The sequence below is a fragment of the Frankia sp. AgB1.9 genome (assembly GCF_016786355.1).
Taxonomy (GTDB): Bacteria; Actinomycetota; Actinomycetes; order Frankiales; family Frankiaceae; genus Pseudofrankia.
The window spans coordinates 1-23,891 of record NZ_JADWYX010000051.1; the positions used below are offsets into that span (position 1 = coordinate 1).

Below are 23,891 nucleotides of genomic sequence, written 5' to 3' on the forward strand. Positions count from 1 at the left end.
GCGGATCTGCGGGGAGGCGCCAGGCCAGCCCGGCACGAGGCGGGTGAGCCGCCTCGATGCCGGTGGTCGGACCTCGATGCGAGTCCGACCGTCAGGCCCACGGGTCAGAGCGCGCCTTGCTGGCGACGACGGCTGGCGAGACCGACGGTCAGCAGCACGGCACCGAGGCCGGCACCGGCCAGCGGGAGGGCGGTGCTGGGGTCGGCCATGCCGCCGCCACCCGCCGCGACGCCACCGCCGGCGCCACCGCCCGCGCCACCCACGCCGACGACACCGACGCCCACGCCGCCGACGACGCAGTTGTTCCTGTCCTTGTCCTTGTCGCCGAGGATGCCGTTCGGGAACAGGCCGCCGCCGTCCTTCCCGTCCTTACCATCCTTGCCGTCCTTGTTGCAGTTGTTCTTGTCGTTCAGGATCCCGTTCGGGAACAGGCCGCCATCGTCCTTGCCGTTCTTGTCATCGAGAATGCCGTTGCCCGACTTGTCGCCGGACGCCGTGTCAGCGTGCGCGGCGCCGACGCCGACGCCGAACGTGAGAACCATGCCGGCGATACCGGACAGTCCCACCAGGGCGGCACTCCGTCCCAGTCCCTTCATCAGGTCCCCTCTCCCAGAGTTAGTGACTGCGTGATTGCTGCGAGCGACAACATAGCCACTCGACGGCGGAATCCAGCGCAGCCCGCGTCGGCCTCGGACCTGCGGTGATGGCGCGGGCGGGCACACGCCCCGGTCAGCGGCTGCTGGCGGCAAATGCCCGTGCCGGTGGGATGTCCGCCCGTTCTCTGTGCTTCGGCGGCGGCCGTTTTCCCGACTCCTTCTGCGTATTTCCGGAAACCAGCACCACGGAATTGGCCCGGTAAGCCGCCCGTGGGCTCGGTGACCGTTTTTCCCGGCCCGCCCAAACCGCGCCCGGATACGGCGGCGACAGGCCGGGAAACGGCGTCGGCGGCCGTAGCATCCGGGCGTCGGGGGCAGGGGGAGGGAGCGGTTTTCGTGGGCCTGGAACCGAGGCGACGCGATCCGGCGCGCGGTGCGCGTCGCGGGCCGACGGGAACGAATCGGGCCCGGCGGGAGCCGCCACGGGGCAGGCCCGCCGCGCGCAGACCCGCGCCGGCGCGGCCAGCGGGTGTTCGTCGTCGGCGGCGGGCCGGGCGGCCTGCAGGCCGCGGTCAGCGCGGCCCAGCGGGGCCATCACGTCACCCTGTTCGAGCGCTCCGACCGGCTCGGCGGGCAGGTCCAGCTCGCGGCCAGCGTGCCGAGCCGGGCCGAGTTCCTCGACATCGTCCGCAACCTGATCGCCCACGCGCAGCGGGTCGGCGTCGACGTGAAGCTGTCCACCGACGTCGACGCGGACCTACTGCTCGCCGAGAAGCCGGACGCGGTGATCCTCGCGACCGGGGCGGCGCCGAACGCGCCCTGGTGGGCCGGCGCGGCCGGGTCGGGCCCGGACCACCGGGTCGTCGACGTCCGCGATGTCCTGGAAGGCCGCGCGGCGCCGAGCGGGAAGGTCGTCGTCATCGACGAGCTGGGCTTCCACCAGGCCACCTCGGTCGCCGAGCTGCTCGCCGACCGGGGCTGCCAGGTCGAGGTGATCACCAACGGCATGGTCGTCGGCCAGGACCTGGGCGTCACCCTCGACATGGAGCAGTGGAACGTCAAGGCCGCCGCCCGTGGCGTCACCCAGGCCACCGACCTGGTGCCGATGGGCGCGGCGCCGGCCGAGCACAGCGCGGGCGTCGTGCTGAACCTGCAGCACCACCCGACCGGCACCGACCAGACGCGGGAGGTGGACTGGGTGGTCTGCGCGGTGCACCAGCGCGCCGAGGACGGCCTTTACAAGGCGCTGCGCGCGGCCGACGACCTGCCCTTCACCCTCCAGCGGGTCGGCGACTGCCTCTCGCCCCGCCGCGCGCACGCGGCTGTCGTCGAGGGCCAGCGCGCGGCGGTGAGCCTGTGAGCGCAGGAGTGAGCGAGCGGAGTGGTCGTCCGAGGCACGAGGACGGCCGCGAGCAGGGGTCCCCGTTCGGCGCGGATGCGACGAGCGGGGGAGCGATGAGTGAAGCGACGGAGCGAACTAGAGGCATTGTGAGCGAGGGCACAATGACTGAGATGATCCACGAGACCGACCTCGCCGATCCGGCGGAGATCCCCTCGCTGGCGACAGGCGACGCGGTCCCGCCCGCCATCGCCGGGACCGTCGCGCTGGTCGTGGCCCGCGGCGGCGCGGTGCCGCCGGGCGGCCCCGAGGCCGCGGCGGAGGCCGGCGGGCGGGTACTCGTCATCGGCTCCGGAGCCGGCGAGGCTGCCGAGGCGCTACACCGGGCGACCGGCGGCGGACCGGCGACCGAGGTCTGGTGGGCCGACACCGGTCCGGGGCTGCGCGCAGGAGCGCTCGCCGCGTCGCTGGCACCGGTACTCGCGAACGCGGACCTCGTGGTGCTGCCCGCCTCCGCCGACGGGCGTGACCTCGCGCCGCGGCTCGCCGCCGCCCTCGACGTCCCCCTGCTGGCCGGCGCGGGCGCGGCGCGGCTCGGCGCCGACGGCGAGATCGTCGCCGAGCTGTCCCGGGTCGACGGGCGGCTGCTCGTCACGGCGACCTGCGCGGCGCCCGCGGTCGCCACCCTGCTGCCCGGCGCGCGGTCCGTGCACGGCGTGCCCACCGATCCGGTCGCCGCCGCGATCCCGGCCCAACCGGACGGCGGGCCCACCGCCATCGCGTTGCCGGCCCCACCGGCCGCGCTGGTCGACGTCGAGGTCCTGGAGGTGCTGGAGCCGGACCCGGCGACGATGGACCTCGGCGAGGCGCGCCGGGTGCTCGGCGGCGGCGCCGGGCTGGTCGCCCGGACCGGCGCGCTCGCGGCGGTCGCGCCGGCGGCGGCGTTCGAGCTGCTCGCGGGCGTCGCGGCGGCGCTCGGGGCCTCGGCCGGGGCGACCCGGGTGGTCACCGACGCCGGCTGGATGAGCTACGACCGGCAGATCGGCACCACCGGCGTCACCCTCGACCCGGAGCTGTACCTCGCGTTCGGGGTCTCCGGCGCGAGCCAGCACACCGGCGGGCTGGGCGCGCCCGGCCACGTCGTGTCGATCAACACCGACCCGAGCTGCCCGATGACGTCGATGGCCGACCTCGGCCTCGTCACCGACGCGGGCGGCCTGCTGGTCGAGCTCGCCCGCCGGCTCGGCGTCCCCCTCCCGGCCGGCGTCCCTCTCCCGACCGGCGGAGATGCCGCCGTGCCCGAACCGCGTGGGGAGGCCACGAGTGTCTGACGAGAAGGCGCCCGACGTCGACGTGATCGTCGTCGGCGCTGGGCCGGCCGGCGCGGCGGCGGCGCTGACGGCGGCCCGCGCGGGCGCGTCGGTGGTGCTGCTGGAGCGCGGCCCGTTCCCCGGCTCGAAGAACGTCTACGGCGGGGTCATCTACGGCCGGATCCTCGACGAGGTGCTGCCGAACTGGTGGGAGGAGGTGCCGGTCGAGCGCTGGGTGGTCCGCCGCTCGACGATGATCCTCACCGAGACCCAGGCGCTGACCGTCGACTTCCGCACCCAGGCCTGGGCCGGACCGCCCTACAACGGCATGACCGCCTACCGGGCCGACTTCGACAGCTGGCTGGCCGGCAAGGCGACCGCGGCTGGGGCCCGGCTGGTGACGTCGACGGTCGCGACCGGGCTGCTGCGCGACGCCACCGGGCGGGTCGTCGGCGTGCGCACCGACCGCGCCGACGGCGAGCTGCGGGCCAAGGTCGTCATCGCGGCGGACGGCGTCAACTCCTTCCTGGCCAAGGAGCTCGGCCTGCTGCCGAAAGCCGAGCCGAAGCACCTCACGCTGGGCGTCAAGGAGGTCCTGTCGCTGGGGCGCGAGGTGATCGACGAACGGTTCGGCCTGCGCGGCTCCGAGGGCCTCGACATCGAGATGCTCGGCAACACCCGGGGCATCCCGGGCGGCGGCTTCCTCTACACGAACAGCGACACGGTCGCCATCGGCGCGGTGCTCGCCCTGCCGGGGCTCGCCGCCGCGAAGGTGCGGCCTGAGGAGATCATCGCCGACCTGAAGGGCCACCCGGCGATCGCGCCCTACCTGCGCGGCGCGACGGTGAAGGAGTACGCGGCCCACCTGATCCCGGAGGGCGGCTACGACCACATGCCGCCGCTCGCCGCCGACGGGCTGCTCATCGCCGGCGACGCGGCCGGGATGACGCTGGCCGCCGGGATCTGGCTGGAGGGCGTGAACTTCGCCCTCGGCTCCGGGCTGGTCGCGGGCCGGGTCGCCGCCGAGGCGGCCGCGGCGGGCGACGCGTCGAAGAAGCGGCTCGGCGCCTACCGCGCCGAGCTGGAGAAGCAGTTCGTCCTGGCCGACCACAAGCGGCTGCGCGGCGCGCCGGAGATCATCCTCTCGGAGCGGATCCAGCGCCGCTACCCGGGCCTGATGGCCGACCTGGTCGAGAGCCTGTTCACGGTCACGAACCCGGAGCCGAAGCCGGGCGCGCTCGCCCTGCTGCGCCGCGCGGCCAAGCGCAACGGCGTCACCCTGCGCGAGCTCGCCAGCGACGGTGTGAAGATCGGAAAGGTGTTCCGTTGAGCCGCTTCGGCTTCCGCAAGGCCTCGGCGGCCGGCGTAGGCGCCAGCCCCACGGCGGCCCCGGACACGGCTTTGGCCGTCCCGGCACCGACACCCCTGGCCCCGACAGCCGCGATGCCACCCGCCGCGACGGCGTCAACGGCGGCGGGCGAGCGGTATGGCGAGCTGGCGTTCGACGATCGCATGGCGACGGTCGACTTCCGGGTCGGCGAACGGGCACACATCGTCGTCGACTCCGACGTCTGCCGGTCGTGCACCACCAGGGCCTGCGTCACGGCCTGCCCGGCGGACCTGTTCGCCCCGACCTCCGACGGCGGCATCCTGTTCAACTACGAGCAGTGCTTCGAGTGCGGCACCTGCTACCAGGTCTGCAACGGCGAGGGCGCGATCACCTGGACCTATCCCGACGGCGGCCACGGCGTCGTCTTCCGCCAGGGCTGAGGGCATGAGCGTGCACACGAACGGACCGTCCCCCGTCACCCCGTCCTCCAGCAGCCCGGTCCCGCGGGCCGCGCCGCCGGCCCCCGACGACACCTCGGGTGGGCCGCTCGTCGCGGTCTGCCTGCGGGTGGCCGACCTGCGGCCGCAGGTCGACCCGCTGACCGGCGCGCTGACCCAGTCCGCGCACGGGGTGGGCCTCTCGGCCGCCGACGAGGCGGCGCTGGAGCGGGCGCTGACCATCGCCGAGGCCTGGTCGGGCCGGGTGCTCGCGCTGGCCGCAGGGCCGCCGATCGTCGACGGACCGCTGCGCGCCGCCTCGGCACTCGGCGCCCGGCCGCTGCGGGTCGCCTGGCCGCCCGCCGAGCCCGCGGCCCACGGCGGCCCGGGGCACGGCCACGACATCCCTGACCAGCGCGACCCCGAGCCGTTCGGCCCGGCCTCCCAGTACCTCGCGGACGTCGCCGGCGACACCCGCGCGCTGGCCGTGGCACTGGTGGACGCGATTCGCGCGGTCGGCGAGCCGGCCCTGGTCCTCTGCGGCGACCACTCCCCCGACCGCGGCACCGGCGCGCTGCCCGCGCAGCTGGCCGACGCTCTCGGTGCCGCGCAGGCGCTCGGCCTCGTCGACCTGCGCGTCGAACCCCAGCCGGTCGGCGAGCCCCGCGAGGTCGGCGACGCCCAGCAGGTCGGCGAGCGCCGGCTGCTCGGTGAGCGCCGGCTCGACGGGGGGCGCCGGGAGCGGCTGCGGATCCCGACGCCGGCGGTGTGCTCGGCCGAGGCGGCCGGCGTCCGGCTGCGCCGCGCGTCGCTGCCGGCGCTGCTCGCCACCGGCGACGCCGCGGTCCCGGTCGTCGAACCGGCCGGCGCCGCGGACCTGGCCGGCGCGGTCCGGGTCGAGTCGGTCCGCGCCTATCGCCCGCGTACCCGGGTGGTCCCGCCACCGGCCGGCGCGACGCCCCGGGACCGGCTGCTCGCGCTGACCGGCGCGCTCGTCGCCCACGAACCTCCCATGATCGTCGGGCCGGCCAGTGCGGCCGAGGCCGCCGACGCCCTGCTGGCCTACCTCACCCGCGCCGGCTACCTGACCGACTGACCTCCTGACCGACCGACACTGCCGTGGCCTGGGGTTTTGTCCCAGGCGCGACGGGGATGACCCGGAGTTGTCGGCTCCGGGCCTGGAGACGCGGGGCCAGGTTCTCGACCCGAGAGGCGGCCCCAGCATGAAGCAGGACGAGCTTGTGTCCGCGATCCGCGTGACCGGCGGCTTCGCGTCGGCGGGGCAGGCCGAGACGGCGGCCCGAGCCACCCTCACGGTCCTCGGGGAACGGCTCTCCGGCGGCGAGACCCGGGACCTCGCCGCCCAGCTACCCGCCGCGTTCGCCGAGGCGCTCCCACCGGTCGGCGCCGGCGAGCGGTTCGACGTGAACGAGTTCTACCGGCGGGTCGCCTCGATCGAGGGTGACTCGTGCACGGCGCCCAAGGCCCGCCGTCACGCCCGCGCGGTCGTGGCGGCGCTGAAGGCCAGCGTCTCGCCGGCGGAGTTCGAGGACGTCGCGGGCCAGCTCCCGGGCGACTACGCCGACCTGCTCAGCCGCGAGCCTGTGATCCACTACTGAGGGCGTCCGAGCGGTCGTCGTCGGACCGACGTAACGGTCCCGTCGTCGCGGGTTAAATTTCCGCCGATAGCATTTCTTTGGGGCCGCCAGCCGCGTATTCGGACGAACGGGTCGGGGACGGGACGGTCGGGCGCAAAACAGTCGTTCTCCCTTGAAAACCGGTTTCGACGTCGTGCCACGGCGACCCCAGCTACCGCGTCGGTGACGTGGTCGGCTACGCTCCCCGCCTGCGGGGCGACGGATCGTAGAAGACTGGTCGCCGACCGTGCGGGACCGATGGCGGAGGCTTCGGATGCCGTCGATGCTTGTGCTCCGGTTGGCTGGTGCCATTCCGGACGTCGCCCCACGCTGGCTGCTCGGCGCGGCCAGCGCGATCTGCGAGCCGGGCGTCGGCGAGGCGCCCACCCAGGCCCGGCCGTTCAGCGTAGGCGCCGTCGTGCCCGTCGTCGTCGAGGACGCCCGCGTGCCCGTGGCGTCCTGGCGGCTGGGCTGGCTGGATGACGACGCCCCGCCACCGGGCTGGCCGCCGGCCGAGGTCCGGTTCGGCTCCCGGGCCCGGACCGTGCTGGCCGCCGAGCTGCACCGCCGGTCCTATGCCGAGCTCGCGCAGGGCACCCCGGCCCGCCACGTCCGGCTGACGATGACCACCCCGACCTTCTTCGCCCTGGACGGTCGCGACCTGCCGCTGCCCGACCCGGCACTGATGATCCGTGGCCTGCTGGCCCGGTGGAACAGCTACGCGCCCGGCCCGCTGCGGATCGGTGCCGACGACGCCAGTGCGCTCGTCGACGCGGTCTACCTCGACGGGATGTGGGGCGCGAGCGCCGACGTCGAGCTGGGCCACGGGCTGCGCCAGACCGGCTTCGTCGGCCAGGCCGATCTGCGGCTGCTGGCCGCCACCTCGGACTACAGCGCCACGATGTTCACCGCGCTCACCCGGTTCGCCGCCTACGCGGGAATCGGCGCCAGGACCGCCTACGGGTTCGGCGCCGTCGACGTCGACATCGTCGACGTGCCCGTCCCACGGCGCCCGGTAACCGCGGCCGCGTCGGCCGGTCCACGCCACGCGGGAACTCTCACCTCGACGCGCCCACCCCGGCTGGCCACCTCTCCACTGACCTGACCCGTCCAGGCGTCACGGCGCGTTGCTGCCGGCCCGGTCGAACAGGTGCAGGCGATGGGCGACCGCGGCCGCCTCGCCGCGGGTCGCGACGCCGAGCTTGCCGAGGATGTTCGAGACGTGCGTGCTCGCCGTCTTGCGGCTGATGAACAGCGCCGAGGCGATCTGCGGGTTCGAGCTGCCCGCCGCGACGAGCCGCAGCACCTCCAGCTCCCGGGCGGTCAGGCCGAGCGGCGGCCCGTCCGCGGCGCAGGTCTCGGCGTCGCCGCCGGTCAGCCCGTCGACCGGCTCGCCGGGGCCCGACAGCACGACCCGGGCCGCGACGGCGAGCTCGCCGAGCTCCCGGCGCAACAGGTGGGCGCCCAACTCGTCGGCGATCGCCGCGGCGGCGCGCAGCTCGGCAGCGGCGGCGGCCCGGTCGCCGACGGCCAGCAGCGACTCGGCCAGGCCACGCAGCGCGCAGGCGCGCTGGTAGGTGACGCCGAGCGCGCCCCAGGCCTTCGCCGCGCTCGCCCAGGCGCCCGGATCCGCGCCGCCCTGCGCCCTGGCCAGCTCGCCGGCGACCATCGCCCGGAAGGCCTCACCACTGGGGTACCGCTCGAACGGCAGCTCGGCGGCCACCGCCGCGAGCCGCCCGGCACCGTCCAGCGCCCGGCGCAGACCCTCGGCGTCGCGCCGGACCCGGGCCACGACCGCGGCCTCGGCGGCCGCCGCCATCCCGGCGGCCAGCAGCGGCGCGACGTAGCGGACCACGTCCGGCAGGTCGAAGTGCGCCAGCGTCTCGAGCACCCGGTCGGCCACCGCGCCCGGATCGCCGCGGCGCAGCTCCAGCTCCGCCCACAGCCGGGCCGACGGCAACACGTACTGGCTGTCGACGAACCTCTTGGCGCGCAGGCTGTCGGCCGTGGCCAGCGCCGTCGCGGCCTCGTCAAGGCGGTCCCGGACCAGCGCGACCTCGCCGCGCAGCTCGCTGAGGAACATCGCGTTGATGCCGACCGGCACCAGCTCCGCGAGCTGGGCCAGCATCCGCTCGGCCTCGGCCCAGCGGCCGGCGCCGATCATGGCCTCCACCACGTTGCCAGCGATGATCATGCTGGCCCGTTCCTGGCCGAGCCGCCGGGCCAGCCGCAGGCCCTCCTGCCCGACGAGGATCGCCTCGTCGAACCGCCAGGCGCCCAGCCAGGTGTCGGACTCATGGGTGTAGCTCGCGAGGATCAGATCATCGGCACCCAGCTCGACGGCGATCTCCCGGCCGCGACGCACGTCGATCGGCTCGCCCCAGACCGGGGCCAGGCAGTCCGAGCTCAGCAGCGCCGACGCCTCGGCCCGGCGGGCCCCTGTCGCGCGGGCGACCGCGAGCGCCTCGTCCATCGCGGCCTGGCCGGCGGCCCGCCGCGGGACCGACGAGAACGCCTTGCCCAGGGCGACGAGCACCGCGGCGCGTGCCGGCGTCGGCGGCTGCGCCGGCACCAGCCGGACGGCCTCCTGCGCCTCGGACACGCCGTCGGAGCGGCCCAGCTTGCGCTGCAGCCTGCTCTGCTCGGTCAACACCAGCGCGAGCCGCACCGGGTCGCCGAACCGGCTGGCCTCGACTCGCGCCCTGGCCAACAGCTCGTCCTCGCGACGCAGCTCGCCTGCCGTCCTGGCGGCCAGGATCGCGGCCTCCAGAATGGCGAGGCGGTCCTTGCCGGTCAGCGCGCCCGGATCCGCGACCTCGTCCCAGCTCGCCATCGCCCGTTCGTAGTGGCGCAGCGCCTCCGCGTAGGCGTAGGAGCATTCCGCCGCCTCAGCCGCGTGCAGCAGCGCGGGCAGGGCCCGGACATGATCGTGGGCCGAATACCAGTGGTAGGCCACCGTCGCCGCGGCCTGCGCCGGGCCGCCGACCAGGCACGGGTCAGCCTCGACCGCCTGCGCGTAGCGGCGGTGCAGGTGCTTTCCCTCGCCCGGCAGCCCGTCGTCGTGCAGGGCGTCACGGGTCAGCGCGTGCCGGAACGCGTACCCGCCCGCGTCCTGGTCGACCAGCAGCACCCCGGCGGCGACGGCGGCCCGCAGCGCCTCCCACACCTGCTCGTCCGAGAGCCCGGCGACGGCGGCGAGCAGCCGGTGGGCAACCCGCTGGCCGCCGGCCGCCGCGGCCCCCCCCCCCCCGGCGGGGGGGGGCCCCCCCCCCCGGCCCCCCCCCCCCCCGCGGGCCCCCCGCGGGGCCCCCCCGGCGCCGTTCGCGGGTGCGTCACCCGCTAGGCCGCCGCCGCGCGGTGCGCCGCCCGTGGCGGTGTCGACCCGCGCCACGGTACGCACTGGGAGGACCCGTCGAGACGACGTCGTCTGATCGGTCATGAGCCCATTCTGGCCCGGTCCCGCGATGTCCTACTCCACCGCCCGGCCGCTGGTCCGCGTGCGAAGTGACTGGCTGTGCGGGGATGGCCTTTCGCGGCGTACGCCCTCCGCCCGGCGGTCGCCGGCTCATGCCAGGCTGGCGGCCCGGGGTCCCGGGCGTGTCCCACGGTAGCCGGCCGGCTGCGTCACAGCCCGTCGATGCCGAGGCTGGTGCGGCCCAGACGGGTGCCGGGTTGACGACACCACAACAGCGGCCCTGGCGGAAGATCCCGCCAGGGCCGCTGTTGTCGCCCGGTCTCAGCGGACGGTGGCGACGCCCGGAGGGGTGAAGCGGGCGCCGGTGACCCGGTCGCTGATCCCGGTGCGGTCCAGGTATGGCGTGATCCCGCCAAGGTGGAACGGCCAGCCTGCGCCGAGGATCATGCAGAGGTCCACGTCGGCGGCCTCGGCGACGACCCCCTCGTCGAGCAGCAGCCGGATCTCCCGGGCGAGCGCCGACAGCGCGTTGTCCCGCACCTCGGCGCTGCTCGGGGCGACCCCGGATCCCGCGCCGGCACCGTCGCCGGTGCCCGCGCGGGCGAGCGCGGCGGCCTCCTCGTCGACGATCGGGGTGCCGTCGGGCCCCGTGGTGTAGATGCTGGTCTTGCCGGCGGCGACCACCCGGGCGAGCCCGGCTGGGGAGCGGAACCGGTCCGGCCAGGCCTCGTGCAGCGTCTCGGCGACGTGCAGCGCGACCGCGGGGCCGACCAGGGCGAGCAGTGTCAGCGGCGACATCGGCAGGCCGAGCGAGTCCAGCGCCGCGTCCGCCTCGGCGACCGGGGTGCCGGCCTCGATCGCGCCGAGGACCTCGCCGAGGAAGCGGGTCAGCAGACGGTTCACGACGAACGCCGGGGCGTCCTTCACCAGCACGGCGTTCTTGCCGAGCTTCTTCGCGACCGCCAGTGTCGTGGCGACGGAGGCGTCGTCCGTGCGCGCGGCCCGGACCACCTCGACCAGCGGCAGCACGGCCACCGGGTTGAAGAAGTGCAGCCCGGCGACCCGCTCCGGGTGCGCCAGGCCGGACGCCATCTCGGTCACCGACAGCGCCGAGGTGTTCGTCAGCAGCAGGGCGTCCGGGCGCACGACCGCCTCGAGTTCGGCGAGCACCGTCTGCTTGACCTTCAGGTCCTCGAAGACGGCCTCGATCACGAGGTCGGCGTCGGCGAACGCGTCCTTGGTCAGTGAGCCGGTGACCAGCGCCTTCAGGCGGTTGGCCTTGTCGGGTGAGACCCGGCCACGCAGCAGCAGGTTGTCGATCTCGCCGTGGACATAGGTGACGCCCTTGTCCAGCCGGGCCTTGTCGAGGTCGGTGAGCACCACCGGCACCTCCAGGCGCTGGGCGAACAGCAGCGCGAGCTGGCCGGCCATCAGGCCTGCGCCGACGACGCCGACCTTCGTCACCGGCCGGGCCAGCTTCGAGTCGGGCCCGCCGACGGGCTTGCGGGCCCGCTTCTGGGTCAGGTCGAAGGCGTAGAGGCCGGCGGCGAGCTCGTCGGAGACCGAAAGGTCGGCCAGCGCCGCCGTCTCGGCGGCGTAGCCGGCGTCGCGGTCGGCCGTCTCGGCCAGCGCCATGAGGTCGAGTGCCAGATAGGCCGCCGGCGCGGCGCCGTGCAGCTTCGCGTCCGCGAGCGCCCGGCCCCGGGCCAGCGCGTCCGCCCAGGCGGCGCCGCGCTCGACCGCGGGCCGGCTGGCGACTGGGTTCAGCTCACCGCGCAGCACCCGGCCAACCCAGCCGAGCGCCTCCTCCAGGAAGTCGGCCGGCTCCAGCAGGATGTCGGCGAGGCCCAGCTTCGCGGCCTGCGGGCCCTTGAGGGTCCGGTTGGTGTTCAACGGGTTCTCGACCGCGATCCGGACGGCCTTCTCGGCGCCGACCAGGTTCGGGAGCAGCTGGGTGCCGCCCCAGCCCGGTACCAGCCCGAGGAACACCTCCGGCAGCGCCAGCACCGGGATTCCGGCGGAGAACGCCCGGTAGTCGCAGTGCAGCGCCAGCTCCAGGCCGCCGCCCAGCGCCGCGCCGTTGACCAGCGCGAACGTCGGCACCTTGCGGCCGTTCAGCCGGCCCTCGCCGACCCGGCGCAGCGCCGCGTGGCCGAGCTCGCCCAGGGCCTCGATCGCCGGGCGGATCTCGTCCGGGTCGGTGATCGAGGAGCGGAACGACAGGTCGGCGCCGACGCAGAAGATGAACGGCTTGCCGGTCACCGCGACGGCGGCGACCGCCGGGGTGTGCGCCTCGATCTCGTCGACCGCGGCGAGCAGCTCGCGCAGCCCGGCGGGGCCGAAGGTGTTCGGCCGGGTGTGGTCGTGCCCGTTGTCCAGGGTGATCAGGGCAACCGGGCCGTCGACTCCGGGAAGCTGTGCGTAGCGGACGTAGGCGTGCGTGACGACCTCGTCCGGGAAGTCCAGCGCGACGTTCGCGCCCATGCGGTGGCTCCTCTACGTGGTCAGGCCGTCAGACGGAGGAAACGGTTCTACGCGCCATGGTGGGGGTTCTCCCAGATCGTGGTGGCGCCCATCCCGAAGCCGACGCACATCGCGGTCATGCCGTAGCGGACCTCGGGGTGCTCCTCGAACTCCCGGGCGAGCTGGGTCATCAGCCGTACCCCGGAGCTGGCCAGCGGGTGGCCCAGCGCGATCGCGCCGCCGAAGGGGTTGACCCGCGGGTCGTCGTCGTCGATCCCGAAGTGGTCGAGGAACGCCAGCACCTGCACGGCGAACGCCTCGTTCAGCTCGAACAGGCCGATGTCGTCGATGGTCAGGCCGGTGCGGGCGAGCGCCTTCTCCGTCGACGGGATCGGGCCGACGCCCATCACCTCCGGCGCCACCCCCGCGAACCCGAAGCCGACCAGCGACATCTTCTTGGTCAGGCCCAGCTCGTCGGCGACCTCGCCGGCCGCCAGGATGCAACCGGTGGCGCCGTCGTTGATCCCGGCGGAGTTGCCGGCGGTGACCTTGCCGTGCGGGCGGAACGGCGTCTTCAGCCCGGCCAGGCCCTCGACGGTCGTGCCCGGGCGCGGCGGCTCGTCGACCGTCACGTACTCCCAGCCGGACTCGGCGTGCCGGGCGGCGACGGGGACGAGGTCGGGCTGGATCCTGCCGTCCGCGTAAGCCTTCGCCACCTTCTCCTGGGAGCGGACGGCGTAGGCGTCGGCTCGCGCCTTGGAGATCGCCGGGTAACGGTCGTGCACGTTCTCGGCGGTCATGCCCATGACCAGCGCGGACGGGTCGACGAGCTTCTCGGAGACGAACCGGGGGTTCGGGTCGACGCCCTCGCCCATCGGATGGCGGCCCATGTGCTCGACGCCGCCGGCGATGGCGATGTCGTACGCGCCAATGCCGATCGCGGACGCGGTGGTGGTGACGGCCGTGACCGCGCCGGCGCACATCCGGTCGATCGCGTAGCCGGGCACCGACTCGGGCAGCCCGGCCAGGATGCCGGCGACCCGGCCGATGGTCAGGCCCTGGTCGCCGATCTGGGTGGTGGCGGCGATGGCGACGTCGTCGACCCGGTCGGGCGGCAGCGACGGGTTACGTCGCAGCAGCTCGCGGATGACCCGGACGACCAGGTCATCGGCCCGGGTCTCGGCGTACACGCCCTTGGCCTTGCCGAACGGTGTGCGTACCCCGTCGACGAAAACGACGTCGCGGACGGCACCGCGGGATGCCTTGAACACAGGGTCCTCCCCGGCGAGGAACGGCTGGTCGGCGCGCTACCGCGGCGACCGGGCCCAGTTGCGGCCCGGACCACCGGTCGGCGGCCACACCGCCAGCCTACGACAGAGTTACCGATGAGTAGGTAACGTCCGCTACGTCGTTTCCATGCCGGGTCCGCATCGGTGCCCGGCCGCGGCGGGGTCGGGCACAGGCGGGCGGGGTCAGGTCGACAGCAGGCAGTAGTTCTTGCCGTCCTTGCTGACCTGGTAGTCGCGGTTCTGGGTTCGTCCGCCCCTGGTCAGAGCCACCGTCACCTCCCGGCTCGTGGTGCCGTTGCCGGAGCTGACCCAGTAACCGATGGTCCGGAACTTCGTGATCGGTCCCTCGGACGCGTCCTGCTGCTTCATGGCGGTGGCGAAGGCCTCGGGGCTGCCCTGGTTGCGTAGCGGCCCGCAGAGCCTGCCGTAGGCCTGCTGATAACGGCCGGCGCGCACGTCACCCAGGTAGCCACTGACGACCTTCGTCGGCCCGGTGGCGGAGTGGATGAGCGCGGCGATCCCGGCCCCGCAGCCACCGAGCACCAGCACGACCCCGAGCACGACCGGCAGCACCCAGCGCCGCCGCTTCTTGGGCGCAGGCCCGCCCGGCGCGACTCCCGGATAGGCGCCGTAGCCGGGCTGGGCGGTCCCGGGCGCCCCTGTGTACCCGGGCGCTGGCGGGTATCCCGGCGCCGGCGGGTATCCGGGGGCCGGCGGGTATCCGGGGGCGCTGTACCCGGGGCCCCCGAAGCCGCCGGGGGTCGCTCCGCCCGGGTAGCCGTAGCCGGGCTGGCCGGCGTATCCCGGCTGGACGGGGGCGCCGGGCCAGGCCGCCGCGCCGCCGTCTCCCGGCGGGGTCGGCTGTCCGTACTCGCTCATGTCGTCCTCCGACGGCTCACTGCGCTGACCCCCGAGCCAGAACAGCGCGCTGTCGGCGTGGTCAGACGGCGCGGCCGGTGCCGCGCGTGCTGGGCAGGTAATCGTGGCCGCCGCGACCAGGTGGGCGCGGGGTGGACGCGATCCATGCCGGCCATTGTGGGGGAGGAAACGGGCGCCTGGAACCGGCTTCGTCAGACCGCTGACTGTCGCTCGACGGACCCGGAGGTCGCCCGACCGATCGGTCAGCCGCGCGACGGGGGTGCCGACAGCTGGGCGGCACACCTCACCCGCCGGGGTGATCGAGGAGCTGGCCTGGCTCAGGCGTCGGTGAGCTCGCGGGGGACGGCGACGACGTCGACGAGGGCGCCGTTGCGCCAGACCGTGATCTCCAGTCGGCGCCCGATCGCGTGCTCGACCATGAGGCGCTGGACGGCGGTGCTGGTGTCTATCTGCTGGCCGTCCACCGTCAGCACGATGTCGCCGCGGCGCAGGCCGGCGCTTTCCGCGGGACTGCCTTCGACGACCTGGGCGACCCGCAGGCCGGTCCGGCGCCCGACCTTCGCGGCCAGCGGCGGCGGCAGAGGCGACTGGCCGCCGGCGATCCCCAGCCACGCGCGGCGGACCCGGCCGTGCCGCAGCAGCGTGGCGATCAGCTCACGGGTCGTCTCGTTGATCGGGACCGCGAGCCCCAGGCCGACGCCGGCGACCGCGGTATTCACCCCCACCATCCTGCCGCGACTGTCCGCCAGCACCCCGCCGCTGTTGCCCGGGTTGAGCGCCGCGTCCGTCTGGATCACCTCGTCGACGACCCGGCCGGCCTTCGTCGGCAGCGAGCGGCCCAGCGCCGAGACGATGCCGGCGGTGACGCTGCCCGCCAGGCCCAGCGGGTTGCCCAGCGCCACGACCAGCTGCCCGACGCGCAGCCGGCTGGCGTCGCCCAGCGGGACCGCCGGTGGCACCTCGCCCCGCGCCCGCAGCACGGCCAGGTCGGAGAGCGGGTCGCGGCCGATCACGTCCGCGGTGACCTCCGCGCCGTCGGCGAAGGTCGCCTCGGCCACCTGGGCGCCTTCCACGACGTGCGCGCTGGTCAGCAGGATGCCGTCCGGCGCCAGGACGCTCGCGCTGCCCGCGCCCGCTCCGCGCCGGCCGCGCACCCGCAGGCTGGCGACGCTCGGCAGCACCGTGCGGGCGACGTGCACCACCGCGGCGGAGTAGGCGTCGAGGGGTTCGGACGGGTCGTCGTCCGGGTGATCATCATGGGTGCCGTCGGATGGCTGTGGCCGGGCCTCGTCACTCATGCCGCCAGCAACCGACGATGACCACGGAACGTGCCCGGGTTCGCCGACGGCGGACATCCGGTGACGGGTCGGACAAAGGCGGGCAGTGCAGCGTCAGGGGGCGTCGACCGCTGGACGGCTCTCCTCGGGTGCGACCGGTTCCGTCTCCGCGGCGCCGGGGGCGGCTACGGCGGCCGGTGCCGGTTCGGGCAGGGCGCCGGCGATCGCGGCCGCGGTGAGGCCGACCTGCCAGTCGCGGGCACCCCCGGCACGCAGCGCGTCGGCGACGGTCTCCTGCGTCGGGTCGCCGGGCGGCGACCAGGCCACCCGGCGGGTGAGCGCCGGCTCGACCAGGTTCTCGACCGGCATGTGATGCCTGGTGGCGATCGCGTTGACGCTTGCCCGGACCCGGGCCAGCCGCGCCGCCGCGATGGGGTCGCGCTCGGCCCACCGGTTCGGCGGCGGCAGGCCGTCGCCGCCGGTGGACGCGGTCGCCGGTGGGAGGTCGCCGTCGGGCAGCCCTGCCGCCTCCGCCAGCGCGCCCATCCACACGCTCGCGCTGCGGCGCAGCCTCGGCCCGGAGAACACCGGCAGCTTGACCAGCTCGGTCGCGTCAGCAGGCGCGTTCAGCACGGCGTCGATGATCGCGCTGTCCGGCAGCACCCGGCCGGGCGCGATGTCCCGGGTTCGCGCGATCTTGTCCCGGGCGTTCCACATCGCGCGGACGGCGGCCAGCTGCCGACGGCTGCGGGCCCGGTGGATACCGCTGGTCCGCCGCCAGGGCTCGGCCCGCGGCTCACGGGGCGGGGCGGCGACGATCGCCGCGAACTCCTGATGGGCGAAGTCGAGCTTGCCCGTCTCCGCGAGCTCGACGGCCAGCGCGTCGCGCAGCTCGACCAACAGCTCGACGTCGAGCGCGGCGTAGCGCAGCCAGGGCTCGGGCAGGGGCCGGGTCGACCAGTCGGCCGCCGAGTGCCCCTTCTCCAGGCCGAAGCCGAGCACGCGCTCGACCATCATCCCGAGGCCGACCCGCTCGTAGCCGAGCAGCCGGCCGGCGAGCTCGGTGTCGAACAGGGTGGCCGGGCGCAGTCCCAGCTCGGCGAGGCAGGGCAGATCCTGGCTCGCGGCGTGCAGCACCCACTCGACGCCGCCGACCTTGTCCTGGATGACGCTCAGGTCGGGCAACGCGACCGGGTCGATGAGCGCCGTCCCGGAACCACGCCGACGGACCTGCACCAGGTAGGCGCGCTGGCTGTACCGGTACCCGGACGCCCGCTCGGCGTCGAAGGCGACCGGTCCGTCGCCGGCGGCGAGCCGCTCGGCGACGTCAGCGAGCGCCCGAGCGTCGGTGATGACGGGTGGGGTGCCCTCGACCGGTTCCAGGAGAGGGGTGACGGCGGGCGACACCGGCTCTGCCGCGTCGGTCACGTCTGGTCTGCCACCCCCGCTGAACTGCTGTGTTGAGTTCGGAACCGTCGACGTCACGATCGGCGATGGTACGTGTGAAAGCCGCTGTTGGCAGGTCGCTCGGCGGATCAATCGTACCGTTTATACGCTTCGTAGCGAGGCTACCGGGCTGAGTGACCGACGTCCGGCCCATATGTGCGCGGCTCGCGCTGTTCGCCGCGCGGGTCCCCGCGCTTCCCCGCCGACCCGCTGGCCGGGAACGGCGGGGGAGTGCGCCCTGCGTGCGAGTTGGGCCAGGGTGTCGGGCTAGCCGGCGTCGGGCTAGCCGGCGTCGGGCTAGCCAGCGTCGGGCTAGAAGCGACGACCCGGCAGTGGTACGACGCCGGCCAGCCGCGGCGGGAGCCCGGCCATGGCGGCGAGCAGGTCGGCGAAGGCGTGCAGGTGCGCCGTCGTGTCCCCGGCCGTCCACGGCCTGGCGCGGTCGTCGCCGCCGGGCCGCCGGGCCGGGGCCACCGTCTCGGCCCAGTCAGGCGACCACGAGCAGCGGACCTCGACGTCGAAGCTGTCCCCGTCGGGCGCCAGCACGCCGAACCGCCGGGAGGTCGTCGTGGTGACCGTGCCGCCCAGCGCCCGCACGCCGGCGCCATGCGCCGCCAGGGCCTCGACCAGCCACGACCACGCCACCTCGGGCAGCATCGGGTCGGCGGCGACCTCCGGCTCGACGGTGGCCCGCGCGTAGCAGACCAGCCGGGCGCTGCCCTCCCAGGCGGCGTGCCCCGCCTGGTCGAACAGCAGCACGAACCGGCCGGAGGCGACGTCGTCCTCGTCCCCGGCAAGGCTGGCGGCCAGCGCGAAGGCATGCGGCGCCACCCGGGACGGCGCGGTGGTCTCCCGGACCGTCACCTCCGGGCGGACGCTGGTGAGCCCGTGGCGCAGTGCGGCCGTGGCGGCGCCGAACACGACCGGACCGGCCAGCGCCGGGCCGGCGTCGGCGAGCGCGGCGCCGGCTTCGGTGGCCGCCCCGGAGTCGGGTGACAGCGGGGCGCCCATGGCGGCCACGTTAGGGCGTGGCCGCAGATCACGCTGACCGGACGCCGGAGCGTGCGGCTTCGACCCCGCTGGGTACGTCCAGTGGCCGCCGGCCCGATGTGCCCCGCCGGGTCCCGGGTGGAACGGCTCCGGTGCCGGGTGCAGGCTCACGCCAGGGACCGAGGGGTACGCCCGGAGCCGACCCGGCGCCGCGTCTCCGGCTGGGCCGGCGTCGACTCGGCCGGTGTCGACTGAGCCGGCATCGCCTGAGACGGCATCGACTGGGCCGGTACGCCGAGGTCGATGACGGCCGGGCGGACCACCCGCTGGCCGGGCCGGTCCTGGCCGGTCGCCCGGGCACGCTCTGGCTGGGTGAGGGGGCCGAGCAGGACGGCGGCACCGCACTCCACGCAGGCCCGTTCGGGGCAGTCCGCGCCGTGCCCGTCGAGGCACTCCGGTCGCTCGAACGGCCGCTCGTCCGCGCACTGGGGGCAGAACATGCGAACGAGCTGATCAAGCTCGCCTCCGGGGAGCATGACCGCACCTCCTCGACATCGGGGGCTGGGACAGGTCCCCGGGCAGTGCGTACGGCTCCCGCGAAGCCGCCCGAGCCCCGCACAAGCGAGGCCAGCTCGGACAACGCATGCCCTCTGGGCCCTTTCGGACGGCACAGACGGTGCCACGGCGATGGCCCATCTCCACGCATTCCCCCCGGCGTGTCGGCAGGCGCTTCGCGTCTCCCGGCGGTCGCGAAGACCACGCCGAAGCGGGACGGTCATGGCGAGGAGTAACTTCTACGGTACGTAGAAATAGATGCCGCGGTTCGGTGACCCGGACCAGCCGCCCGCCCGCCGCACTCCGGACGGGAAGCGGTTCGGCGCTTGACGGCGGCGCGTGTCACGATCGGAGCATGGGCGTGAGCCGAACCTCCAGGATCGCCGACCTCCCGGATCGGCTTCACCGGTCCGGCAGGGACGCTGTCGTCGAGCCAGCAGAGCCGCGCCAGGCGGCCGAGCCCGTCCGGGGCGCCGCCGACGCGGCGCCGGGTCCCGGCTCGCGCCGGCCGGGGCTGGCCGAGCGGGCGTCGCTGCTGCGGGCCGCCCGCGGCGAGCCGACCGACGTCGCGCCCGTGTGGTTCATGCGGCAGGCCGGCCGGGCGCTGCCGGAGTACCGGGCGCTGCGCGCGGGCGTCCCGATGCTGGAGTCCTGTCAGGACGCCGCGCTGGTCACCGAGATCACCCTGCAGCCGGTCCGCCGGTTCGGCACCGACGCGGCGATCTTCTACTCGGACATCGTCGTGCCGCTGGTCGCGATCGGCATGGGCGTGGACATCGTCGCCGGGGTCGGCCCGGTGGTCGCCGAGCCGATCAAGGACGCCGCCGGGCTCGCGGCGCTGCGACCGGTCGAGCCCGACGACGTCCCGTACGTCCACGACGCGGTCCGGCTGCTGCTCGCCGAGCTCGGCGACACACCCCTGATCGGCTTCGCCGGCGCGCCGTTCACACTGGCCAGCTACCTCGTGGAGGGCGGCCCGAGCAAGACCCATGCCAAGACCAAGCGGCTGATGTACACCGCGCCGGACCTCTGGCACAGCCTGCTCGACCGGCTGGCCGACGTCACGATCGGCTTCCTGCGCGTCCAGGTAGACGCCGGTATCGACGCGCTGCAGTTGTTCGACTCGTGGGCCGGGGCTCTCGACGAGGGCGACTACCGCCGCTATGTGGCACCGCATTCCGCCAAGGTGCTGGCCGCGTTCGAGGGTGCCGGAGTGCCGCGCATCCACTTCGGCGTCAACACCGGCGAACTGCTCACCGCGATGGGCGAGGTCGGCGCGGACGTCGTCGGCGTCGACTGGCGGCTCGGGCTTGACGAGGCCGCCCGCCGGGTCGGGCCGGGCCGTGCCGTGCAGGGCAACCTGGACCCGACCGCCGTGTTCGCCCCGCCGGACGTGCTGGCCGAGAAGGTCCGCGACGTGCTGCTGCGCGGGTCGAAGGCCGAGGGCCATATCTTCAACCTCGGCCACGGCGTGATTCCCGAGACGGACCCGGGCGTGCTCGCCCACATCGTGGACCTGGTCCATGGCGCCTGAATCCGGGGCGCCTGAATCCGGCGCGCATGGCCGTTAGGCCGAGCGCGACAATGCCGGCCCGCACCGGGCTGGCGCGAAGGGGCGACGCGGCGTGCGAGTGGTGATCGTCGGTGGCGGCATCGCGGGCCTCGCCGCGGCGCACGCGCTGGCTGGCAAGGCTCAGGTAACCGTGCTGGAGGCCGCCGACCGGGTCGGCGGCAAGCTGCGCACCACCCCGATCGAGGGGCTCGCGGTCGAGGAAGGCGCCGAGTCGTTCCTCGCGCGGGTCCCGGAAGGCCAGCGGCTGGCCCGCCAGGTCGGCCTCGGGCACGACCTCGTGCACCCGGCCACCACCTCGGCCGCGCTGTGGATCAACGGACGGCTGCGGCCGATCCCGCCGAACACACTGCTCGGCGTGCCGACCGACGCGCTCGGGCTGGTGCGCTCCCGGGTGCTGTCCCCGCTCGGCCTGCTGCGCGCCGCCGCCGACCTGGTGCTGCCACGGGCCTCGATGCCCGAGGACCCGACCGTCGGTGACTTCGTCGGCGCCAGGGTCGGCCGGCAGGTCGTCGACCGGCTGGTGGACCCGCTGCTCGGCGGCGTCTACGCCGGCCGGGCCGACGCGCTGTCGCTGCGGGCCACCGTCCCGCAGCTGGCGCCGATCCTGGCCGAGGACCGCTCGCTGCTGCTCGGCGCCCACCGGGTGCGGGCCCGTACCGCCCCGGTCGCCTCGGCCCCGCCGGCCCCCGTGTTCGCGACCGTGCGCGGCGGGCTCGGCGGGTTCGCCGCCCGGGTCGCGCAGGCCAGCGGCGCGGCGGTGCGCACCGGGGTGCTCGTCCGCCGGATCACCCGCGTCGAGGGCGGCTGGCGCGTCGACTTCGACGAGAAGGGCGCCGCCGGCGAGCCGGGGGAGGTCGTCACCGGGCCGCGCGGCAGCGGGTCGCTGGACGCCGACGCGGTGATCCTCGCCGTGCCGGCGGGCGCGGCCCGGGAGCTGCTCACCCCGATCGCCCCGCACGCGGCCGCGCCGCTGGCTGGCGTGCCGTACGCGTCGATCGGGCTGGTCACGCTCGTCTTCCGCGACATCGATCTGCCCGCGGGAAGCAGCGGCTTCCTGGTGCCGGCGCGGGAGCGGGCCACGATCAAGGCCGCGACCTACCTGTCGTCGAAGTGGCCGCACGTGTCCGCGGGCAGTCCGCTGCGGGTCGTGCGTGCCAGCGTTGGGCGGGCCGGCGCCGACGAGGACCTGCGCCGGTCCGACACGGAGCTGACCGGCGTCGTGGCCGCCGAGCTCGCCCATGCCGGCGGGATCACCGCTCGCCCGGTGGCGAGCAGGGTCAGCCGGTGGGGCGGCGCGCTGCCGCAGTACCTGCCCGGCCACCTGGAGCGGATCGCCTCGGTGCGCCGCGCGTTGCCGCCCGGCCTAGCGCTGGCCGGCGCCGGCTACGACGGCGTCGGCATCCCGGCCTGTATCCGCTCGGGCGAGGCGGCCGCCGCAGCCGTGCTCAGCGCGACCGACGCGGTCGGCGCCGCCGGCCCGGTCTGACCCGCCGGGTCGCGAGCCCGCCCCGATCGCGACCAACGGCACCCGTGACCCGCCCGTCGAGCGAGGAAGAATAGACGTATGTCCGAGTCCCAGCCCGCCGCCGAACGCGCGGCCGGCGACCAGCCAGCCGATGGACGCCAAGCCGCCGAGCGGTCCGCCCGTGACCTGAACGCGGAGATGCTCTACACGAGCTGGTCGGTGTTCGCCGCCCGCCGGCCGCTGCCCGCCGACAGGTCCGCCGTCGCGGCCGAGGTCGAGGCCCTGCTCGACGGCGCCCTCGCCAAGGACGTCTACACCCGCGGTATCTACGAGATCTCCGGCTACCGCGCCGACGCCGACCTGATGGTCTGGTGGACGAGCCCTGACCCGGATCTACTGCAGGAGACCTACCAGCGCTTCCGGCAGACCACGCTGGGCGCCCACCTGGACCCGGTCTGGTCGGCCGTCGGCCTGCACCGGCCCGCCGAGTTCAACCGCAGCCACATCCCGGCCTACGTCCGGCGGGAGGACCCGCGCGGGTACGTCTGCGTCTACCCGTTCAACCGGTCGCTCGAGTGGTACCTGCTGCCCGACTACGAGCGGCGCGGCATGCTGGCCGAGCACGGGATCATGGGCCGGGAGTACGAGGACGTCCGCGCGAACACTGTCTCCGCGTTCGGCCTCGGCGACTATGAGTGGCTGCTGGCCTTCGAGGCCGACGAGCTGCACCGGATCGTCGACTGCATCCGCCACCTGCGCTCCAGCGCCGCCCGCCGCCACACCCGCCTGGAGACGCCGTTCTACACAGGCGCCCGCAAGCCCATCGCCGACATAGTCGCCGCCCTGCCCTAGGCATGGCCTGGCCCTGGGCGCTTCTCTCACCGGCGCCGACTTGCCTTCGCAGACGCCGATCATCCGGCTAGCTGGGCAGGCTGCAGCACCATGATCGAGAACTGCGCAGAGATAAAGCCGACAAATCGGGGCATCGAAGTCTGCTTTGCCTGCGCAGTCGGTGATCAAGGCGTCTCGATGGGAAATTGGGCCGCCTTGATCACTGACTGCGCAGGCAGTGCGCGTGCGAGTGGCGCCTCTCGCTGATCGGCTCCGCGCCGATTTCCATACCAACCTGGCGATCATCGACGGCCGTCGGCGCGGTCGCCCATGATGGTCGCCAGTCTGGTATTGAAACGGGCGCCCTACGCCCGATATGCGTCATTTATCCATACCAGGTCCGCGATCTTGCCGATTGTGCCCGCCGGACGCGGTCGAAGATCCGCGACCGGGTATGCAAACCGGCACCACATCCGACTTGAAGATCGACTGGCGGTCGAAGGGCGCTTCGCGCCCGACAGGCGACGCGGTCGAAGGGCGCTCCGCGCCCGGTTTCGGCCGCGCGCCGGGTGCGGTCGGCGTCCGCGCAGGCGCCCCCACCCGTCGGGCGGGCGCCGACCGGCCCGCGGCCCGGAGGTCTCCCCCTGGGCTTTGGCGGACAGTAGCAGTTTGGTGGCGTCGTGTAACTCATTGATGAGAGAGCGACACGGCATGTGTTTGTTCGGGTGGGGTGTCGCGGTGGTGCTCGTGGGGTGGGATCGGCGGAATCGTGCTCGTGCTTCCAGCGGTTGTGCGGTGGTAGCGAGGGTTTGTCGGGAAGGTCTGGCGCGCCTGGCTCGTCGGGACTGTCGCGTGGGGGCGCTGGTCGGGCAATAGCCAGGTGCGGGTAAGTTTGCGCGCGTGGTCGTGGGTGCGGCCATCCCGCAGGGGAACCGGCACGGCCTCGGTCGCGCCGGGAGCGGGGAGCGCGGTCCGCGACGGCGCGTGCCGCTGGGACTGCCCGTCTAGGGCGTGTTCCGCGCGAGGCACCGGGCGCGCGGGGGAGCGGGTGGCGTATCC

At 74.7% G+C, this 23,891-nt stretch carries 19 protein-coding genes; 10 read left to right on the forward strand and 9 right to left on the reverse strand.

Translation table 11 applies throughout. From position 1 onward, the window contains the following. Window positions 1-104: 104 nt before the first annotated feature. The gene (locus tag I6A60_RS20980; protein ID WP_203017687.1) at window positions 105-596 is read right to left on the reverse strand and encodes a hypothetical protein; all 492 of its coding nucleotides are present in this window, start codon (window positions 594-596) and stop codon (window positions 105-107) included. A gap of 529 nt (window positions 597-1,125) precedes the next feature. Here I6A60_RS20980 and I6A60_RS20985 point away from each other — a divergent pair. The 7 genes from I6A60_RS20985 to cas6 all read left to right on the forward strand — a co-directional run bounded on the left by I6A60_RS20985 (window position 1,126) and on the right by cas6 (window position 7,754). Then, window positions 1,126-1,956 (forward strand): FAD-dependent oxidoreductase, encoded by an 831-nt coding sequence (locus I6A60_RS20985; protein ID WP_307873787.1) that lies wholly within the window; start codon window positions 1,126-1,128, stop codon window positions 1,954-1,956. A 152-nt stretch (window positions 1,957-2,108) separates the two neighbouring features. After that, window positions 2,109-3,266 (forward strand): mycofactocin-associated electron transfer flavoprotein alpha subunit, encoded by a 1,158-nt coding sequence (locus I6A60_RS20990; RefSeq protein ID WP_238435892.1) that lies wholly within the window; start codon window positions 2,109-2,111, stop codon window positions 3,264-3,266. After that, window positions 3,223-4,575, forward strand: a complete 1,353-nt coding sequence (locus I6A60_RS20995; protein ID WP_238435893.1) for an FAD-dependent oxidoreductase — start codon at window positions 3,223-3,225, stop codon at window positions 4,573-4,575. Before I6A60_RS20990 ends, I6A60_RS20995 begins: the two co-directional genes overlap by 44 nt. Beyond that, entirely contained in the window at window positions 4,572-5,015 is a 444-nt protein-coding gene (locus I6A60_RS21000) for a ferredoxin family protein (protein ID WP_203022755.1), read from the forward strand. The genes I6A60_RS20995 and I6A60_RS21000 overlap by 4 nt, the downstream gene beginning before the upstream one ends. 4 nt (window positions 5,016-5,019) lie before the next feature. Continuing rightward, complete coding sequence (locus I6A60_RS21005) at window positions 5,020-6,108, forward strand: mycofactocin-associated electron transfer flavoprotein beta subunit (protein ID WP_203055673.1); 1,089 nt, start codon at window positions 5,020-5,022, stop codon at window positions 6,106-6,108. Window positions 6,109-6,235: 127 nt separating this feature from the next. Further along, window positions 6,236-6,631 (forward strand): DUF2267 domain-containing protein, encoded by a 396-nt coding sequence (locus I6A60_RS21010; protein ID WP_203022757.1) that lies wholly within the window; start codon window positions 6,236-6,238, stop codon window positions 6,629-6,631. Window positions 6,632-6,923: 292 nt separating this feature from the next. Further along, the gene (gene cas6 / locus I6A60_RS21015; protein WP_203022758.1) at window positions 6,924-7,754 is read left to right on the forward strand and encodes a CRISPR system precrRNA processing endoribonuclease RAMP protein Cas6; all 831 of its coding nucleotides are present in this window, start codon (window positions 6,924-6,926) and stop codon (window positions 7,752-7,754) included. Window positions 7,755-7,766: 12 nt separating this feature from the next. Here cas6 and I6A60_RS43130 read toward each other — a convergent pair whose 3' ends face one another. The 8 genes from I6A60_RS43130 to I6A60_RS21055 all read right to left on the reverse strand — a co-directional run bounded on the left by I6A60_RS43130 (window position 7,767) and on the right by I6A60_RS21055 (window position 18,944). After that, window positions 7,767-10,088: a helix-turn-helix transcriptional regulator gene (locus tag I6A60_RS43130; protein ID WP_305038812.1), complete on the reverse strand. Its 2,322-nt coding sequence runs from the start codon at window positions 10,086-10,088 to the stop codon at window positions 7,767-7,769. 297 nt (window positions 10,089-10,385) lie between these two features. Beyond that, window positions 10,386-12,548 carry a 3-hydroxyacyl-CoA dehydrogenase NAD-binding domain-containing protein gene (locus I6A60_RS21025; protein ID WP_203021353.1) on the reverse strand — a complete coding sequence of 721 codons (2,163 nt, stop codon included), beginning with the start codon at window positions 12,546-12,548 and terminating at the stop codon, window positions 10,386-10,388. A 47-nt stretch (window positions 12,549-12,595) separates the two neighbouring features. Further along, entirely contained in the window at window positions 12,596-13,798 is a 1,203-nt protein-coding gene (locus I6A60_RS21030; RefSeq protein ID WP_203021352.1) for an acetyl-CoA C-acyltransferase, read from the reverse strand. A 201-nt stretch (window positions 13,799-13,999) separates the two neighbouring features. After that, window positions 14,000-14,695, reverse strand: coding sequence for a hypothetical protein (locus I6A60_RS21035; RefSeq protein ID WP_203021351.1), 696 nt, complete (start codon window positions 14,693-14,695; stop codon window positions 14,000-14,002). Window positions 14,696-15,012: 317 nt separating this feature from the next. After that, window positions 15,013-15,993, reverse strand: coding sequence for a S1C family serine protease (locus I6A60_RS21040; RefSeq protein WP_203021350.1), 981 nt, complete (start codon window positions 15,991-15,993; stop codon window positions 15,013-15,015). Between the two features lie 93 nt (window positions 15,994-16,086). Beyond that, window positions 16,087-17,400, reverse strand: coding sequence for a ribonuclease D (locus I6A60_RS21045; RefSeq protein WP_203021349.1), 1,314 nt, complete (start codon window positions 17,398-17,400; stop codon window positions 16,087-16,089). 330 nt (window positions 17,401-17,730) lie between these two features. Continuing rightward, window positions 17,731-18,429 carry a DUF3000 domain-containing protein gene (locus I6A60_RS21050; RefSeq protein WP_238435895.1) on the reverse strand — a complete coding sequence of 233 codons (699 nt, stop codon included), beginning with the start codon at window positions 18,427-18,429 and terminating at the stop codon, window positions 17,731-17,733. Window positions 18,430-18,575: 146 nt separating this feature from the next. Beyond that, window positions 18,576-18,944, reverse strand: coding sequence for a hypothetical protein (locus I6A60_RS21055; protein ID WP_203021347.1), 369 nt, complete (start codon window positions 18,942-18,944; stop codon window positions 18,576-18,578). Between the two features lie 380 nt (window positions 18,945-19,324). Here I6A60_RS21055 and hemE point away from each other — a divergent pair, with 380 nt between their 5' ends. The 3 genes from hemE (at window position 19,325) to hemQ (ending at window position 22,853) form a co-directional block, all read left to right on the forward strand. Beyond that, window positions 19,325-20,497 carry a uroporphyrinogen decarboxylase gene (gene hemE, locus I6A60_RS21060; protein WP_203021359.1) on the forward strand — a complete coding sequence of 391 codons (1,173 nt, stop codon included), beginning with the start codon at window positions 19,325-19,327 and terminating at the stop codon, window positions 20,495-20,497. A gap of 91 nt (window positions 20,498-20,588) precedes the next feature. Next, window positions 20,589-22,022 carry a protoporphyrinogen oxidase gene (hemG, locus tag I6A60_RS21065; RefSeq protein ID WP_203042393.1) on the forward strand — a complete coding sequence of 478 codons (1,434 nt, stop codon included), beginning with the start codon at window positions 20,589-20,591 and terminating at the stop codon, window positions 22,020-22,022. Window positions 22,023-22,100: 78 nt separating this feature from the next. Then, on the forward strand, window positions 22,101-22,853 hold the full coding sequence (hemQ, locus tag I6A60_RS21070) for a hydrogen peroxide-dependent heme synthase (protein WP_374113391.1): 753 nt from the start codon (window positions 22,101-22,103) through the stop codon (window positions 22,851-22,853). Window positions 22,854-23,891: the final 1,038 nt, after the last annotated feature.